At 66.5% G+C, this 16,702-nt stretch carries 14 protein-coding genes and 3 pseudogenes; 8 read left to right on the top strand and 9 right to left on the bottom strand.

Features of this window, described 5'->3' with window-relative positions; genetic code table 11:
- From GGR04_RS23070 to GGR04_RS23040, 7 genes and pseudogenes are all read left to right on the top strand, one after another.
- The coding region (locus GGR04_RS23070) for an aldo/keto reductase (protein ID WP_183202860.1) at positions 1 to 298 on the top strand (298 nt) is incomplete at its 5' end.
- A gap of 56 nt (positions 299 to 354) precedes the next feature.
- Positions 355 to 1,062, top strand: coding sequence for an MFS transporter (locus GGR04_RS23065; RefSeq protein ID WP_183202858.1), 708 nt, complete (start codon positions 355 to 357; stop codon positions 1,060 to 1,062).
- Positions 1,063 to 1,189: 127 nt separating this feature from the next.
- Positions 1,190 to 2,740 carry a cation:proton antiporter gene (locus tag GGR04_RS23060; protein ID WP_183202856.1) on the top strand — a complete coding sequence of 517 codons (1,551 nt, stop codon included), beginning with the start codon at positions 1,190 to 1,192 and terminating at the stop codon, positions 2,738 to 2,740.
- A 174-nt stretch (positions 2,741 to 2,914) separates the two neighbouring features.
- Positions 2,915 to 3,262 (top strand): transposase, encoded by a 348-nt coding sequence (locus GGR04_RS23055; RefSeq protein ID WP_312857513.1) that lies wholly within the window; start codon positions 2,915 to 2,917, stop codon positions 3,260 to 3,262.
- Between the two features lie 10 nt (positions 3,263 to 3,272).
- Positions 3,273 to 3,620 carry an IS66 family insertion sequence element accessory protein TnpB gene (gene tnpB, locus GGR04_RS23050; RefSeq protein ID WP_183202854.1) on the top strand — a complete coding sequence of 116 codons (348 nt, stop codon included), beginning with the start codon at positions 3,273 to 3,275 and terminating at the stop codon, positions 3,618 to 3,620.
- Positions 3,621 to 3,736: 116 nt separating this feature from the next.
- Positions 3,737 to 5,138: pseudogene (tnpC, locus tag GGR04_RS23045) on the top strand (IS66 family transposase).
- A complete protein-coding gene (locus GGR04_RS23040; protein ID WP_183202864.1) occupies positions 5,099 to 5,659 on the top strand; it encodes a DNA helicase in 561 nt (186 codons plus the stop codon). Before tnpC ends, GGR04_RS23040 begins: the two are co-directional and overlap by 40 nt.
- Before the next feature lie 186 nt (positions 5,660 to 5,845).
- Here GGR04_RS23040 and GGR04_RS23035 read toward each other — a convergent pair whose 3' ends face one another.
- From GGR04_RS23035 to GGR04_RS23015, 5 genes and pseudogenes are all read right to left on the bottom strand, one after another.
- A complete protein-coding gene (locus GGR04_RS23035; RefSeq protein WP_183202862.1) occupies positions 5,846 to 7,990 on the bottom strand; it encodes a beta-galactosidase in 2,145 nt (714 codons plus the stop codon).
- A 31-nt stretch (positions 7,991 to 8,021) separates the two neighbouring features.
- Entirely contained in the window at positions 8,022 to 9,164 is a 1,143-nt protein-coding gene (locus GGR04_RS23030; RefSeq protein ID WP_183202852.1) for an ABC transporter ATP-binding protein, read from the bottom strand.
- A gap of 51 nt (positions 9,165 to 9,215) precedes the next feature.
- Complete coding sequence (locus GGR04_RS23025; protein ID WP_183202850.1) at positions 9,216 to 10,067, bottom strand: carbohydrate ABC transporter permease; 852 nt, start codon at positions 10,065 to 10,067, stop codon at positions 9,216 to 9,218.
- Positions 10,067 to 10,951, bottom strand: coding sequence for a carbohydrate ABC transporter permease (locus GGR04_RS23020; protein ID WP_183202849.1), 885 nt, complete (start codon positions 10,949 to 10,951; stop codon positions 10,067 to 10,069). Before GGR04_RS23020 ends, GGR04_RS23025 begins: the two co-directional genes overlap by 1 nt.
- A 112-nt stretch (positions 10,952 to 11,063) precedes the next feature.
- A pseudogene (locus tag GGR04_RS23015) lies at positions 11,064 to 12,329 on the bottom strand (ABC transporter substrate-binding protein).
- A gap of 136 nt (positions 12,330 to 12,465) precedes the next feature.
- Between GGR04_RS23015 and GGR04_RS23010 the strand changes: the two are divergent.
- The gene (locus GGR04_RS23010; protein WP_183202847.1) at positions 12,466 to 13,638 is read left to right on the top strand and encodes an ROK family protein; all 1,173 of its coding nucleotides are present in this window, start codon (positions 12,466 to 12,468) and stop codon (positions 13,636 to 13,638) included.
- Between the two features lie 316 nt (positions 13,639 to 13,954).
- Here GGR04_RS23010 and GGR04_RS23005 read toward each other — a convergent pair whose 3' ends face one another.
- The 4 genes and pseudogenes from GGR04_RS23005 to GGR04_RS22995 form a co-directional block, all read right to left on the bottom strand.
- Positions 13,955 to 14,437 carry a hypothetical protein gene (locus GGR04_RS23005; protein WP_210291949.1) on the bottom strand — a complete coding sequence of 161 codons (483 nt, stop codon included), beginning with the start codon at positions 14,435 to 14,437 and terminating at the stop codon, positions 13,955 to 13,957.
- 220 nt (positions 14,438 to 14,657) lie between these two features.
- Positions 14,658 to 14,828, bottom strand: a complete 171-nt coding sequence (locus GGR04_RS24665; RefSeq protein WP_376769890.1) for a hypothetical protein — start codon at positions 14,826 to 14,828, stop codon at positions 14,658 to 14,660.
- Positions 14,829 to 14,895: 67 nt separating this feature from the next.
- Positions 14,896 to 15,342 (bottom strand): annotated as a pseudogene (locus GGR04_RS24660) (type IV secretory system conjugative DNA transfer family protein); the annotation flags it as partial.
- Positions 15,343 to 15,889: 547 nt separating this feature from the next.
- Positions 15,890 to 16,249 carry a hypothetical protein gene (locus GGR04_RS22995; protein WP_183202841.1) on the bottom strand — a complete coding sequence of 120 codons (360 nt, stop codon included), beginning with the start codon at positions 16,247 to 16,249 and terminating at the stop codon, positions 15,890 to 15,892.
- Positions 16,250 to 16,702: the final 453 nt, after the last annotated feature.

The raw sequence follows: 16,702 nt of genomic DNA, 5'->3' as shown, positions 1-16,702 counted from the left end.
GATCTCTTCGGGCTTGGGGCGTCTTGCCATGTCCGTCCTCCTTCAGGCTCCAAAAGCCATACTGCAGGGCGGACCATTTCAATGGGGGCGGATCACCCTCGCCTGGCTTCTGGCCCAGAAGCCCTGGATCGTGCCGATCCCCTGCACCACCAAGCTGCATCGGCTGGAGGAGAATCTCGGCGCCGCCGACGTCACCCTGACCGCCGGCGACCTCGCGGCCATCGAGACCGCCGCGCGTGCCATCGCGATCGAGGGCGAGCGCTATCCCGCGGCCCTCCTGGCGACCACCGGCAACTGACCGCCCGCTTCTCGAACGCGCGGGGCGGCGGCGTCCGCCCCGCGGTGGAGAGCGACATGACACATGGCATCGCCGATGAAGGCACCACGGCGGGCAGCGGCCCTCGCGCGGCGACGACCCGTCACGGCGTGGCGGATGTCGCGGAGCCGGCTGCGCAGGAGCATGGCCTGCGCGTTCTCGCCATTCTCGCGGCCCTCACGGGGTTCGCCCCCATCTCCACCGACCTCTATCTGCCCCCTACGCCCCGCCACGCCCTTCGCCGACATCACAGACCACCGGGTTCCGCCGCTGCACTACGGCCTTTGTTCGCGGTCGGCATCCTCGGCATCATGGCGACCAACGTCGTGAACGTCCGGCTCGTGGTGCGCTTCGGTTGCGGCTGCTCAAAGATCGGCTACACGGGCCTCTCGGCCTGCGGTCTCGTTCTGGCGGTGAGCGCATCGATGGGGCGGGGCGGCCTCTGGGGCCTCCTGATCTCGCTCTTCGTCTTCGTGTCGATGAACGGATTGGTCGTCGCCAACTCGATCGCGAGCGCGATGTCGGAGTTTTCCGAGTGCGCGGGCGCCGTCTCGGCGCTGGTCGGGCTGCTCGCCGACGACACGCCGCGGCCGCGGGGCTGGGTCGCCGTCTTGGCGGGTATCGGCAGTCTCCTCTGCGCCTGGCGGCTCCGGCCACCGGTCAAGGAATCGAGCGAGAAGCCCGCCGATTTCGAAACGCCCGGGATGGCGGCACGGGCCGCCCCGGCGGGATGGCCGCCGCGGTGACGATCCTCCATCGCGGCGCCGTCGATCGTTGCGCGAGAGCCCCCGTCGCGGAGCGGGATCGTCGAAGGATGGTCGATGACGCCGGAGGTTCTATGTGCCACGCTCGCATTCCAACCCGCGAGCGCCCATGATCGTGTTCGAGACCATCCTCGCCATGCTGGCGGTCGGCGTGCTCATGCTCGGCCTGGCGCGGCGATGGCACCTGCCCTACCCCGTGCTCCTCGCGCTGGTCGGGATCGCCATCGCGCTCGCGCCGTTCCACGTCAAATTTCCCATCGAACCGTCGCTCGTGCTGGCGCTGTTCGTGGCGCCGGTGCTGCTCGATGCCGCTTATGACACGTCGCTGCGCGACCTCAAGCGCAACTGGGGCGCGGTGGTCAGCCTGGCGCTGATCGCCGTCGGCCTGACGACGGCGGCGGTGACTCTCGTCGTCCATTGGCTCGTGCCGACCATTCCCTGGGCCGCGGCGATCGCCATCGGCGCGATCGTGGCGCCGCCGGACGCGGTGGCCGCCACCACGGTGCTGCGCGACGTGAAGCTGCCGCACCGCGTCGCCGTGATCCTGCGCAACGAGGCGCTTCTCAACGACGCGTCCACCCTTCTCATCTACCGGCTCGCGCTGGCGGCGGTGGCGTCCGGCGGGGGCGTCGGGGCGGAGGTGATCGCGCCCGCCTTCCTCCTGTCGCTGGTCGGCAGCGTCGTCGCCGGGCTGGTGCTCGCCTTCGCGGTCGGGTCGATCACCCGGCGCATCGAGGACGCGCCGTCCTCCATCATCTTCCAGTTCGTCTCGACCTTCGGCGTCTGGGTGGCGGCCGAGTGGCTCGGCATGTCGCCGATCCTGACGATCGTGATCTACGCGATGACGCTCGCGCGGCTGCCCTCGGCCTACCAGACGGCGAGACTGCGCATCCCGTCCTTCGCGGTGTGGGAGACCGCGGTGGTGGTGCTCAACATTCTGGCCTTTCTCCTCATCGGCCTGGAACTCGGACCGGTGATCGCCGCGGCGCCCGCGGACGAGCTCGGACGCTGGACGATCGTCGGCGCCGCCGTTCTCGCCGGGGTGATCGGCGTGCGCCTCGTCTGGACACTGGCGGCCGCTTTCTGGAGCCGGTGGCAGATCAAACGAAGCGGCGCGCCGCGGATCGACGGGACCACGCTGCCGGACTGGCGCACCGGCCTCATCGTCGGCTGGGCGGGCACGCGCGGCATCGTGACGATCGCCACCGCCCTCGCGCTGCCGGCCGACTTCCCGGAGCGCGGCATGCTGCTGTTCTGCGCCTTCGCCGTCACCCTCGGCACGCTCGTGATTCAAGGGTTGACCCTGCGCCCGCTCGTGATGGCGCTGCATTTGGAAGAGGCCGATCCGGTGGAGCGCGAGATCCGGCAGGCGCGCATCGCGACGGCCGAGGCCGGGCTCGCGATCGTCGCCGGCGACACGACGCCGAGCGGCGCGATCCTGCGCGAGGAACTGGCCTTCGAGCGCCGCGTGGCGCAGGAGGCGAGCGAGGGCGACGGGCGCCCGACCCCGCCGGGAAAGGCACTGCGCGCCAAGGCACTGGCGGCGCGGCGCACGCGTCTTCTGGAGCTGCGACGCGACGGCACGATCGGCGACGACGCGTTCCACGTCGTGGAGGAGGAACTCGACCTCGCCGATCTCGCCGTCGCGACGCGAACGTAGACATCGGCTGTACTGACGCATGTAGACCTACGGTTTCCGTCCTAGCAGAAACAAGTATTCAAGAATTTCCGATGCGGAGACAGGATCAATCCGAAACGTACGCATCCGGCGTGAGGCGCCTTCCGAACTGACCGGTGGGGTAAGACATTGCGCGTATGGACAGCCATAAGCACAATGCCTTCGAGCGGTTGGGAGATCGTTGAGACGGGTCGGCGTCGGCGTTGGAGCGAGGGCGGGAAGCGCCGGATCATGATGGAGAGCCTTTCGGCTCCTCGCTTCGTGTCGGCGACGGCTCGCCGTCACGGGATTTCCCGCTCGCAGTTGGGGACGTGGCTGCGGACGTTTCGGAATGAGCGCCATGGGGTCGTGTCGGCACCGGCCTTCGTCCCTGCGGTCATCGCGGCGCCTCCTGGTTGCGCCGTGCAGGATGACGAGACCGGATGGTGGTGGTGGAACTGCCGAACGGCGGACGGATGCGGTTTCCGCCCTCGACGCCGCCAATGCTGGCATCCGCCATCCTGAGAGCGATGCGATGATCCCGATCCCTGCCGGCGTGCAGGTCTGGCTGGCGACCGGGCATACCGACATGCGTAAGGGCTTCCCTGGGCTGTCGCTTCGGGTCAGAGTCGTGCTCCGGCGCAATCCCCTGAGCGGCCATCTGTTCTGGTTTCGCGGGCGACGCGGCGATCTTCTCGAAGTGATCTGGCACGACGGCGAGGGCGCGTGCCCGTTCACGAAGAAGCTGGCGCGTGGACGCTTTCAATGGCCGTCACCCGCTGATGGGGTGGCGTCGATCACCCCGGCGCAGATGGGCTATCGTCTGGAAGGCATCGACTGGCGCAACCCGCAGCGAACCTGGCGTCCGCCCGCGGTCGGCTGATCGCGTCCTCCGGGGACGGGCAGTGTTTCGGGGTTGCGCGGTGCGCTGGATGTGATCCCATCCTGCCCATGCCCTGCGTCGCCGATCTTGCCTCCAGCCTGACCGAGGCGCACGCGATGATCCTCGCCGAGCGTACCGCTCGCGTGGAAGCGGAGACCGGTGCGCCCCATGCCATAGCCGAGGCGGCTCATGCGGAGGCGAAGGCCTCCGGCATCGAGGCCGTCATCGCCATCTGAAGCGTCAGATCGAGAAGCTCCGCCGAGAGCTCTACGGCACCCGCTCCGAGCGCACGGCTCGCCTTCTCGATCAGTTGGAGCTTCAGCTCGATGACGCCGAGGCAGCTCTGAGCGAGGACGAGATCGCGGCCGAAGAGGCTGCGGCGAAGACCACGACGATCGCCATCTTCGAGCGTCCGCGTCGGGGCGGTCGCAAGCCGTTTCCCGAACATCGTCCCCGCGAGCGCGTCGTCGTGCCGGCCCCGACCGCCTGCAGGTGCTGCGGCTCGAATCGGCTGCGCAAGCTGGGCGAGGACGTCACCGAGACGCTGGAGCGTGATCCCGCGCCGGTGGAAGGTCGTCCAGACGGTCCGGGAGAAGTTCACCTGTCGCGACTGCGAGGGATCACCCAGCCACCCGCACCATTCCACGTCACACCCGGGGGCTTCCTCGGCCCCAACCTTCTGGCGACGATCCTGTTCGAGAAGGTCGGCATCGGCACGAGCGTCCTGCGCCCGCCCCATGCTCTGATCGAACGTCACGTCCTCGCCGCCGAGCGTCTGCACGGCGACGACACCACCGTGCCGATCCTGGCCAAGGGCAAGACCGTCATAGGGCGGATCTGGACCTATGCGCGCGACGATCGTCCCTTCGGCGGTCCCGCTCCGCCGGCGGCTCTCTGCCACGTCTCGCGCGACCGCACCGCCGAGCATGCCGAGCGGCATCTGAAGGGCTGGGCGGGTATCCTGCAGCCGATGCCTACGCGGGCTACAACGGCCTCTACGAGACATCGCGCTCGCCCGGCCCCATCACGCCGGCGTCGTGCTGGGCGCATTCGCGCCGGCAGTTCTTCCAACTCGCCGACATCGCCGCCAAGGTGCGGAGGCCGAACAAGACCGCGGCGATCTCGCCGATCGCGCTGGAGGCGGTGAAGCGCATCGATGCCCTATGCGCGATCGAGCGCACCATCAACGGCCGAGACGCGGCCGAGCGACTGCGCGTTCGCCAGGAACACAGTGCGCCGCTGGTGGCCGAAGTCGCCCAGCCGATCGACGACATGATGCGACGCTGGGAGCACTTTACCGGCTTCTTCGACGATGGCCGGATCTGTCTCACGAACAACGCGCGGAGCGCCCCCTCAGAGGTTTTGCTCTCGGTCGCAAGGCTTGGCTCTTCGCCGGCTCCGAGCGCGGGGGCGAACCGCGCCGCCGCCATGGCGACGCTCATCAACACCGCCAAGCTCAACGACGTCGACCCGCAAGCCTGGCTTTCCCGCACCTTGCCGAGGGCGATCTCCTTCTGATCGAGGCTCGTCCCGGCCAGGGCAAGACGCTGCCGGGGCTGCGACTTCTCCTGGAGGCAATCCAGTGCGGGCGTAGAGCGGTGTTCTTCACGCTGGAGTACAAGCAGGCCGACAGGCGAGCGCGATTCGATAGGCTGCGTGGTGGCATTGCGGGATCGGCGACGACGCAGTCGACAGGTGTCATAGAGATCGGCGCGTCCGACGACGTCAGCGCGGGCACCATCGCCGACCATCTCGAAAGGGCACCGCGTGGTACGGTGGCCGTCATCGACTACCTACAGATACTCGACCAAGATCGGCGCAAGTCGCCGCTTGGCGAACAAGTGGACGTATTGCATCGCCTCTCCCGAACGCAGGGTGCCGTACTCGCCGTCCTCAGCCAGATTGATCGCCGTTTCGGCGTGGCCCAAGGCGGGCTGCCGACAAGGGACGACGTTCGCCTGCCCAACCCGGTTGCCATGGCAGCCTTCAACAAGACCTGCTTCCTGAATGCGGGGCAGCTTCGGTTCGGTGAAACCTGATGATAGGTCTTCGCAGGGGCGGAGCGTTGGGTCATGGCTGGCTTGTCCGCATCGCAGAAGTCCCGACCGCTCCTTCGGTGTCGTTGTTGGGTCGATCGCCGTCCGACTGCTTCGGCAGGGCCGCTTCGGTCGCAGAGCCCTTCCCCAGGGGTTTCACGATCAAGACCGCGGACCGAGCTCGACGGCCTACCCGATCTCGATGATCGCACAGCCGTAAGGTTCGAGGCGAAGCGTGCCTGCATGCCGCTTTTCGCCGTCGAGAAGGTTCCGCCCGGGCGCCACGCCGGCGACGGTCTGGCCTTCGTTCGTGCAGTTCTGGGCGAAGAGAAGCCGGCGATCGGCGTTCTGGCGCATGGTGACCTCGACGCCTTCGGGCAGATCCGGCACGAGCGGCGTCACGTCGGCGTCGGCGAAAAGACGGTCCGTGAGAACCTGCGTCAGCTCCGGCGTGAGATAGGTGCCGAGATAGACCACGCGTCCCTTTCCGACACGCCTCGACGTCGCCATGGGGCGGCCTTCGGCATAGCGGTTCGACCAGGTCGCCAGCACCTCGACCCCCTCGCCGACGATCGTCAGATTCTCGTAGAAATGGCCGGCCTCGAGCTCGTGGTTGCCGAGGGTGAAGCGGCGCTTGCGGCGCGCCGACTCGGCGGGGCGGTTCGGCGGCTGGACGAGGCCGCCCGAGCGCGACATGACCTCGAACAGCCCGCCGGCGCCCGGCGCGGCGAGCCGCCCGAAATCCTCCACGACGACACCGGTCAGGCGCGTCAACGACGCACCGGGCGCGGTCTCGCGGATGACGTGGTTGTTCTCGTCGCGGGTGCCGGTCCGCGCGCCGATGACGACCGTGCCGCCGGCCTCGGCGAAGGCTTCGATCCGCTTCGTCCAGTCGTCCTTCCACATCACCCAATGCGGCACGTAGAGAACCTTGAGGGGAGAGAGATCGTCCTCGGGGTGGATGAAGCCGCAGGCGACACCGCGATCGTAGCAGTGGAGATAGAGCTGGATGCCGTCGTCCTGCGGGCTCGGCAGGCCGATCGGATAGGTTCCGTGGGCCTCCTGGTTGTCGAAGTCGGACCCGGCGATCCCGACATCCATGCGCACGTGCGTGCCGAGGATCTTGTGCTTCAGCGCCGTCATCTCGCCGGCGAAGCGCCTGGCCTCCTCGTAGCGATGACGCGGCACGTCGTCGTGGTCGACGAGACCCATCCAGTAGATCTCGGCGCCGAAATGGGCCGGACGCCAGCGGAAGAACATGAGCCCGTCGGCGCCGCGCGCGACGGAGGACAGGGCCATGCGGCGCATCTCGCCGGGCTCGGGCGTCAGCGTGCAGAAGCCGGGCTGGCTGCCGAAGCCGGACTGCTGCTCCGGCACGATGTAGTTTCCTGAGAAACCCCGGCAGATGTCGAGATGGATGGCCTGTGCCTTGGCGGGCGAGCCCTGCCGGAAGAACTCGTCGTAGAGGAACGGGTAGATGTCGTAGCCGGCGAAGTCCAGATCGGTCGAGAACGGCCCACGGAAGTCGATGTCACGGATGCCGCCGAGATTGTGAAAGACGAACCAGCCCGGGTTCGTGGCTCGCAGGATCTCGACCTGATCGTGCTGGAAGCGCGCCGTCGCGAAGGCAAGGAAGCGGTGGTAGTCCTGCACGTGCCCGGGGCTCGGAAAGGCAGGGACGAAGTTCATCGGCAGGACGATCTGCTCGAAGTCGTCGTAGGCGGTGGCCCAGAAATCGCCGCCCCAGACCGCGTTCAGCCGTTCGATCGAGCCGTACTTCTCTCGGAGGAAATGCTGGAACTCCGACAGTGTCGCTGCGGAATAGGATTCCGGCATCGAGGTGTTCAGTTCGTTGTCGGTCTGCCACCCGACGACGTGGGGATTGTCGCGGTAGTGCTCGGCCATCGCCTTCGTGATGCGGCGCGAATGCTCGCGGAAGACCGGGCTGGCGGTGTCGCAATGCTGGCGCGTGCCGTGGCTCATCGGGCGTCCCGTCACGTCGACGCGCAGGATCTCGGGATGCGCCACGGTCAGCCAGCGCGGCGGCGTCGCCGTCGGCGTGCAGAGGATCGTCTTCACGCCGTGCCGGCCGAGCCCCTCGATGGCGCGGTCGAACAGATCGAAGTCGAAGACGCCCTGGCGCGGCTCCAGAATGTGCCAGGCGAACTCGGCGAGGCGCGTGACGTTGAAGCCCGCCGCCGCCATGCGCTCGGCGTCGCGCTCCCAGTAATCTTCGCCGACATGCTCGGGATAATGCGGCGCGCCGACGAGAAACGTGTCCGTCGCGATCGGGCGCCAGACGGAAATCGGGGAAGCGGTATGGGGGGCGGACAAGGCGGACAAGACAGCATGTCTCCTGATGCGACTAGCGTTGGATGACGGATTTGCGCGCCGTCAGTCGTCGGCCGTCCGGATGAAAGAGGTAGGCCTCGGCGGGATCGACGAGCAGGCCGACGCCTGCGTCCGGTGCGATCGGGGTCACCTGCCCCAGCTGCACCACGAGGTCGCCGGTTCCGCTTTCCGAGCCGGAGCAGCGCAGCGCGCCGCCGTCGACATAGAGGATCGTTTCACGGCCGAGATGCTCGACGAGGCGCACGCGGCCGCCGATGGTGGCGTTCGGCGCCGGGCCTTCCACCACGGCGATGCTTTCGGGCCGGATGCCGAGCGTCAGCGGAGCGCCCTTGACGAGCATGTGCCCGGGCTCCAGCGCGACGGCGAGCGGCGAGAGACCTGCCGCCGAGACGATGGCGACGTCGCCATCCACGGAGTCCACCGAGACGGGGACGAAGTTCATCGAAGGCGCGCCGAGAAAGCTCGCGACGAAGAGGTTGTCGGGGTTGCGATAGAGTTCGAGCGGCGAGCCGACCTGCTCGATTGCGCCCTTGTTGAGGACGACGATGCGGCTCGCCATGGTCATCGCCTCCACCTGATCGTGGGTGACGTAGACCATGGTGGCTCCGAGCTGGGCATGCAGGCCGGAGAGCTCGACGCGCATCTGCGTGCGCAGGGCCGCGTCGAGGTTGGACAAGGGCTCGTCGAAGAGAAACACGTTCGGCGAGCGCGTGATCGCGCGGCCGATGGCGACGCGCTGACGCTGTCCGCCGGACAATTGCCGGGGGCGCTTGTCGAGCTGGTCCGTGAGGCGCAGGATGCCGGCGGCACGCGCGACCGCCGCCTCGATCTCCGCCTTCGGGCGCCGGGCCATGCGCAGGCCGAAGCCCATGTTCTCGGCGACGGTCATGTGCGGATAGAGCGCGTAGGACTGAAACACCATGGCGATGCCGCGCTCGTCGGGCTCGGCCCGCGTCACGTCGCGCCCGCCGATCCAGATCTCGCCCGAGGTGATCGACTCGAGGCCGGCGATGGATTTGAGAAGCGTCGACTTCCCGCATCCCGAGGGCCCGACCATGACGATGAACTCGCCGGCCTCGACCTGAAGGTCGATGCCGCGAAGGGCGTGATAGGTGCCGTAGTTCTTCTCGACGGTCTTGAGTTCAAGGCTCGGCATGGTGCGGGCACTCTCTGCGATTGTCGGATGCGGCGAAGCGGGCAGCCGGCATCATCCCTTGACCGCGCCCATGGTGAGACCGGCGATGAAGTGGCGCTGCATCAGGAAGAACATGACCACCGGGGGAATGGCGACGACGAGCGTGCCGGCCGAGATCAGGTTCCAGGCGGAAACGTATTCGCCGCGAAGATTGGCGAGGCCCGCCGTCACCGGCTTCACCGTGTCGCTGACGGAGAGCACCACGGCCCAGAAGTAGTCGTTCCAGATGAAGGTGAAGAGGAGGATTGCCAGCGCGGCCATCGCCGGTCGCACCAGGGGCAGGACGACATGGAGAAGCGTCTGGAACGGCGAGGCGCCCTCGACCCTGGCGGCCTGGAACAGATCGTCGGGAAGGGCGGCGATGAAGTTGCGCATGAAGAGCGTCGCGAAGCCCGTCTGGAAGGCGATGTGGAAGATGATCAGGGCGGCCTGCGTGTCGTAGAGGCCGAGCCGAACCATGAGGTCGCGCACGGGGATCATCATGATCTGGTGCGGCAGGAAATTGCCGCCGACGAAGAGCGCGAAGAGCAGCATGTTGCCGCGAAACCGGAACCGGGCGAGCACGAAGCCGGCGAGCGTCGACAGCACGAGAACGCCAAGCACCGAGGGGATGGTGATGATGAGGCTGTTCAGGAAGTAGCGGCCCATCGGCGTCTGGGTGAACACGGCGACGTAGTTGTCGACGAGCCCGAACTCGGTCGGCCAGCCCCAGAGGTTGCCGCTCATCACGTCGGTGGTCGAGCGCAGCGAGGTGAGGAGGATGGCGAAGAGCGGGCAGAGCCAGAACACGAGGACGGCGAGCACCGCGACGACATAGAAGCGGCGCTGCCAGAGCGCGGTCTCGGGGATCGGTCGCGGGAACATCAGACGCCCTTTTCCTCGAAGCGCACGATGCGCATCACGTACCAGGCGATGAACACGACCATGATCGCCAGAAGCACCGTGGCGATCGCCGCGCCGTAGCCGAAGCGGTAGGAGAAGATCGACTGCTCGTACATTTGATAGGCGAGGACCTGGGACGAGCCGAAGGGACCGCCCTGCGTCATCACCGAGATCATGTCGAAGGATCGCAGCGCTCCGACCACGGTGACGGCGATGGCGATGAAGGTGACCTGGGTCAGCTGCGGCAGGACGACATGGCGCAACATCCGCCAGCCCCTCGCGCCGTCGACTCGGCCCGCGCCGATCTGCTCCTCGCTGACATTGTTCAGCCCGGCGAGGTAGAGCACCATGCAGAAGGCGATCTGCGGCCAGATCGCCGCCACCACCACGGCGACGGTGACGAAATGCTCGTCCGAGAGGACGGCGGGCGCGGTGGCCCCGAAGGCCCGGAACACCAGGGACAGAAGGCCGAGTTCGGGCGTGTAGACCCAGGTGAAGACGACGCCGACTGCCACCGAGGCGAGCACGAGCGGGATGAAGAACAGCGACTTCATCAGCCGCATGCCGCGGATCTTCTGGTTGAGGAGGAGTGCCAGCGCCAGGCCGAGGGGCGGCGCCGCCAGGAACGCGACGAGCCAGATCAGGTTGTTCTTCAGCGAGACGTAGAACTGTGGATCGTCGAGGAGCTCGACGTAGTTGCCGAGACCGATCCACACCATCGGGCCGAAGCCGTCCCATTCGTGGAAGCTGATCCAGACGCTCTCGACGGCGGACCACAGGATCACCACGAAGAACAGCACGACGGCCGGCAGGATCAGCAAGGTCGGAGTGAGCCATTCACGATGGCGGCGCCAGGAAGACCGCATGTCGGACCGCCTTTCGTTGGGGAAACGAGGGTCGTTGGGAAAACGAGGGGGAGCCATGCGCCTGTCGCTTGGGCTCTGCGCCCCCCCCTTCTTGTCCGGGAGGACAACAGGACTAGAGCTTGTAGATCCGCTTGCGCGTGCCTTCGAGGCGCGCCTGAATGGCGCCGCGGCGCTCCGGCTTGGCCATGAACTCCTGAAATCCGGCGAGCCCGGCCTGCGCCATGTCCGGATCGGAATCCCGGTCGTAGTACTGGGCCGTGCCGTCCGTTTTCTTCAGGATGTCGACCGCGGCGTTGACGAGCGGATCCTGGCTCGCCGGCATGTCGTTGCGCGGCGGCACGTTGCCCTGCGGCTCGAGATAGGGCGCGAGATGCTCGGCCGTGTACCAGAAGGCCAGGAACTCCTTGGCGCCCTGCTTGTTCTTCGCGCCCGACGGGATGTGGATGGAGTTTAGCGAGAAGTCCTCGAAGCGCCCCACCGCCGGGTCGATCACCGGGAACGGTGCGAAGGCGAGCTGATCGGTCTCTTCCGGCCGGAAGGCGGCGCGCACGAAGGCCCCGAGATTCATCATCCCCGCCTTCTTCTGGGCGAGAAGGGCGCCGGCTTCCTGCCAGCCGAAGGACGTATTGTTCGGCGTGAAGAACCCGGCGTCGATCAGTTCCTGCCAACGATCGAAGACCGGCGTCAGGGCCGGATCGAGATAGCTCATCTGCCCGTTCATAAGGGCCATGTGCTTCTCGAGGCCGTTGATGCGCAGGTTCATCTGGTCGAACCAGCCCGCGGCGGGCCACTGCTCCTTCGTGCCGATGGCGATCGGCGTCAGCCCGGCCGCCTTGCACTTTGCGCCGTAGGCCAGAAATTCGTCCCAGGTCGTCGGCACCGACAGACCATGCTCGGCGAAAACGTCCTTCCGGTAGAAGAGGCCCCAGAGCGTGCCGCCCGTGGGCAGGCCCTACTGCTTGCCGTCCACGGTCACCGAGCCCGCCGTCGGCCCGAGGACGTCGGCGTATTTCTGCGCGGCGAAGAGGTCGGACAGGTCCTCGAAGAGACCGCGCTCGACGAAGGCGCGCATCCGATTGCCGGAATACCAGAAGCAGAGGTCCGGGGCGCCCGCCACGAGATAGTTGCGGATGGCGGTCTTGTTGGCCTCCATGTCCATGTTGTTGACGACGACGGTGGCGCCGCCCTGCTTCTTGAACGCATCCGCCGCGGCCCGCAGCGCCGCGACGGCGGCGGGGTTGGTCTCGCTGGCGATGATGCTGATCTCGGCCCCTTGCGCGATCGCGGGAGCCGCGAGACCGCCCGTGGCGGCAATGCCGACGCCGCCGGCGATCGCCTTGATGACGGTTCGCCTGTTGAGAATGCACACATCCGTCATGAGTTCGTCCTCCCATTCGCAGCCTACTTAATTCGAGGCTTGAAAGAAGTGGTAGCCTCTTTCGCGAAGAAGTTTCAACCGCTATTTTTAAGGCCTAAAAAAAGGATGCGGCATGCGTTTGAAGGGGGACTCGAGCATGAGCCGGGCGTTGAACCGGCGGCTGGTGCTCGACCGGCTCCGACGAAACGGGCCGTCGAGCCGTTCGGAACTGGCGGTCCAGACGGGCCTGAGCGCGGGGGCCGTGACGCTGGTGACCGCCGAACTCATCGGCGAAGGCCTGGTCGTGGAAGGAAAGATGCTTCCCGGCAGCGGCGGCCGGCGCCCCGTCGAAGTGGAGATCGCCTATGCGGCGCGCGTCGCGATCGGCCTCAAGCTGATGGCGGACCGGGTTCTGGGCGTCCTGACGGATCTGTCGACGGAGCCGCTGACGACGGTCGAACTGCCCCTGTCGGAGCCGACGCCCGACAGGGTGGTCGAAATTTGCGCCGCAGCCGTCGGCAGGCTGCTGGAGCATCCGGGCGCCAGAGCCCGTCCCTTGATCGGGATCGGCCTCGGCCTGCCCGGCGTCATCGACGCGCAGACCGGCACCTGCCGGTTCCTGCATCGGTTCGGCTGGAAGGACGTTCCCTTCGCCGAAATGCTGGCGGCCCGGGTCGCGGCGCCGGTCTGGGTGGACAACGACGTCAGCGCCTTTGCCTTGGCCCAGTATCTCTTCGGTGCCGGCCGCATGCGGCAGAACCTGGTGGCGGTGGCGGTGGGGCGCGGCGTCTGCGCCGGGATCGTGATCGACGGCAAGCTCTACCGCGGACATTCCGGCGGCGCGGGCGAGATCGGCCACATCCTGTCGGAGCCGAATGGGCGGCTCTGCGACTGCGGACGCCTGGGGTGTCTCGAAGCCTATATTTCCGACCCGGCGCTGGCGCGGATCTGGGGCGAAACGGGCGGCGGTCGTCCGGGCGCCGGGGAATCCTTGGCCGCAGCCGCCGCGGCCGGCGATCCGATCGCTGTCAGTGTGCTCGCGGATGCGGGACGCCGGCTCGGCCGACACGTCGCGCAGATCGCGAACTTCTTCGCACCCGACATCATCGTGATGGGCGGAGAGGCCGTTCGCTACGGACCGGCGTTCTTCGGACCGGCTCTGGAGGAACTCGAGCCGCTCTGCTTCGCGGGCATGCCGCCGGTCGTCGTGGACTGGCAAGATCAGGCCTGGACGCGCGGCGCCTCGGCTCTCGCCATCCAGCACTTCTTCAACTTCGAGGCGATCTCGGGCTACCCGGCCCGCGCTCCACTGCTCGCGGAAGCGAATTGACCTGACTTTACGGGCGCAGCATCCAATCCTTCAGGACGCCTAGCGCCTGTTAGCGCCTGAGCCCGACTCTATGTCGTTGGCTTTTCCGATGAGGGAGAGCTGGGATGCCGAGCGACGAGCAATGGGGTGAATTGGAGCCGCTGATCTGGCTGACGGGAGCGGTGAGGACATGCTCGTGGGCAAGGCCGAGGAGGGCGGCGAGCATGAGGGCGCTCGTCGCAACGAGGAGTACGATGCCGAGCACCGAAAACAGCCAGACGGCGAGAAGAATGATCCCCTGCGGCGGCGGCCAGCTGTCGAAGTAAAACGCGTCCGGTCATCGCAGCCCGATGGGCAACACCTGTCCAGGCCGGATGACAGGCGTCAGCACGGTGCCTTTGAGGGTCTGGATGCCGACGGTGATGCCGCCACCGCCATCGTGAAGGCCCGTGATCGCAAGACCCGGGCTGGGGCCTGTGACGGGAATGCCGAAGCGGTGGGGGGCCTTGTAGAGATCGAGATCGAGAGCGAAGCCGCCCGCCGAAATGCGGATCCGGTCGCCGTCCGCAGCCTGGTCGTCCCAGACCTCGATCCATGCCAGAGCGCTGCGACCGGCCTCGAGGTCCGCCTTGAGGCTGGCCGCCGCCTTCGGCGGCAAGGCCATGCTGTCGATGGCAGCATCGCGTTCGCCGGACGCCACGAGAGGCAGCGCGATCATTCCGGCGAAGGTGTTCTCACGCTGTGCCGCCTCGGCTGCGGAGAGGCGATCCGTGCCGTCCTCACCGCTGCCGCTCCGGTAGGTCAGGATGAAGGCACCCACGACAAGTGTCCCCGTTACTAGCAGCATCGCGATCACAGGCTTGCGCCGACGGGACCACAGGATGCGGTTTGGGATCAGGGGTGGATTCATGTGCAACCTTGTTCGAACGATCTGGCATCAAGGGTGGCCTTCATGCCGGGACGGCGGAACCAGAAGGCCTTGCCGCACCGGATATGCGGCTGTCCCTTGACGAGGATGAGCGGCTCGCCGCCGCGCGGCGTCACATTTCCTCCAGGCGGATCATGCGGCGAGCGACCTCGCCGCGGGAGGAGCCTGACGAGGTGCTGGTGCCTTGCGAGAGCGCGGTGAACTCGCCGCACTGCCGGGAAATGGTCTCGGCGCTGTCGGGATCGCCGATCGAAGAGAAGACCTTGATCGCGGCGACATCCATCCAACGGCGCACGCCCGACCTGCCGTAGACGTCCATCTGCCCGAACGTCTGGAACATGCATCGGGTTGATCTGAAAGCCACGCCCGGCGTCGCGGGCGTCCTCGAGCATGTGCCTGTAGCCAAGGCGGGCAGCTTCGTCGACGAGGAAGAGGGTGCGCCGGGCGACCTGACCCTTGGCGAGATAGAGCTCGTTGAGGAACGAGCCGGTGACGAGACGGGCGAGCTCGGGAAAGTCGTTGTAGGTGCCGAGGTCGATGCAGAGGAAGATGTCGAGCTTGCCCGAGCGTAGCTCGCGGGTCCGGAAGGTCGTGGGGGTGCCGGCACTGACGACAGCGGCAAGGCTAGGGACGAAGAGCCGGGCGATGGCGGTGCCGGCCTGGCCATAGAATCCGTCGATCTGCTTCTCGGTGATGCCCTTGAGGTTGCCAGCAATCTGGGCGGCGAAGCCAAAGCCGTAGCTCGGTCCCTTGGCATGAATGTCGGCGAGGTGGTCGTGAAGAAGGGGCCGCGGCATGGTGAGAAAGCGGCGGACGGTCGCGAGCGCACGATCCTCGTCCGGGAGAGTCCGATCGAAGACGACGTCGGCGACGATCGCGGCGATGTGGGCCGCCATGGGAGCCAGACCGTCCTCCCGTTACGACGTCTGCCTGTTGAGCAATCCGGCGCCTATGATGCCGAGGCCGCCCTCCATCCGCCTGGCATACCCCCATGCAATGAGTCGGTCGGCTGCACCGGCATCGAACAAAGCGGTCATGCGCTGCCGGCGGGGCTTATCGAGCAGGAGATACGCCTCGCACGGACGTTGCTGAACCCTGTCTGGAACGGTTTGCACTTCGGATGCTCCTGTTCGATCGGTTAGCGGATCAGCGAACCGATCGGGGAACACCATCACCACGTGCCGTCGTGCAGTGCAATTAGATCTTGCCCACATGCTTGGTGTTTTGCGTCTGAATCCAACATACGTCGCAGTCGCGAACTTAGAAAATTATAATTCGATACTTATATATTTATAAGTATGTATTATTATTTGGAGACGAACTCTGGATTGATCATCTGATTGGCTATGGTGACAGATGGATCCAGAACTGCTCAAGCGCAACGCGCCAGCGGGACGGTCCGCGGATATGGCCTCCCATGGCCGTTGTGGAGGTGCTGATCTGTCTGGCTTGGTGGAAGACCACGCAGCCGACTTGACCTGCGGTCCGCGTCAACATGGCTTCGCTACCAAAGGCTGCGATCCAAAAGCCGAGATCGCGCAAGTGGGAGTGACCGTAGCAGACGATGGCGAGTTCGGCGGGCTGGCGCTCGACCGACCTTCGGATCGCTTCCCTGGCTTGTTCGTCGCTCACGGGCAGGAGCCGTGCGAGGATTTCCAGCGGCACAGGACATTGGGCTCCGTCGGGCTGGTCGGGGCTGGTCATGATGCGGCTCCCGGCAAAAGGCCGGCGTAGGCGGTCATGCTGATCGGGCACTGGCGGTGAGCCACCGCGGGCGTTGCCCTGTTAAGGATGGCTACCGGCTGACGAGGAAGCCGGATCCTGCGTTGATCGCCGCGTCTGGTTCTGCTCGATCGCCAGAATGAGTTCATGGAGGCGATGACGCACCAGCGAGCCTTGTGAGTGATCTTCCGAGACTGGAAGCCGCGCACGGAGTGTCATTCGACATCTAAATCTTGCATGCCGATGGAGTGGGCCCCTTGGGCCGGACAGGGAGGTTTCTTGTAATTGACCGTGCGGTCGAGCTTTCAGAGGATGAAGGCCATGGCCAAGCACCGCACCCACTGGACTTACCCCGGGAAAGTGGAGAGCGGTTTCGATATTACGCGGCTTGTCTCTCGAACTGAAGCGGGCTGATGAAGGTTAGCGCCGAATGTC

The organism is Aureimonas pseudogalii (assembly GCF_014196835.1).
Classification (GTDB): Bacteria; Pseudomonadota; Alphaproteobacteria; order Rhizobiales; family Rhizobiaceae; genus Aureimonas; species Aureimonas pseudogalii.
This window is presented reverse-complemented; position numbering and strand designations above follow the sequence as displayed.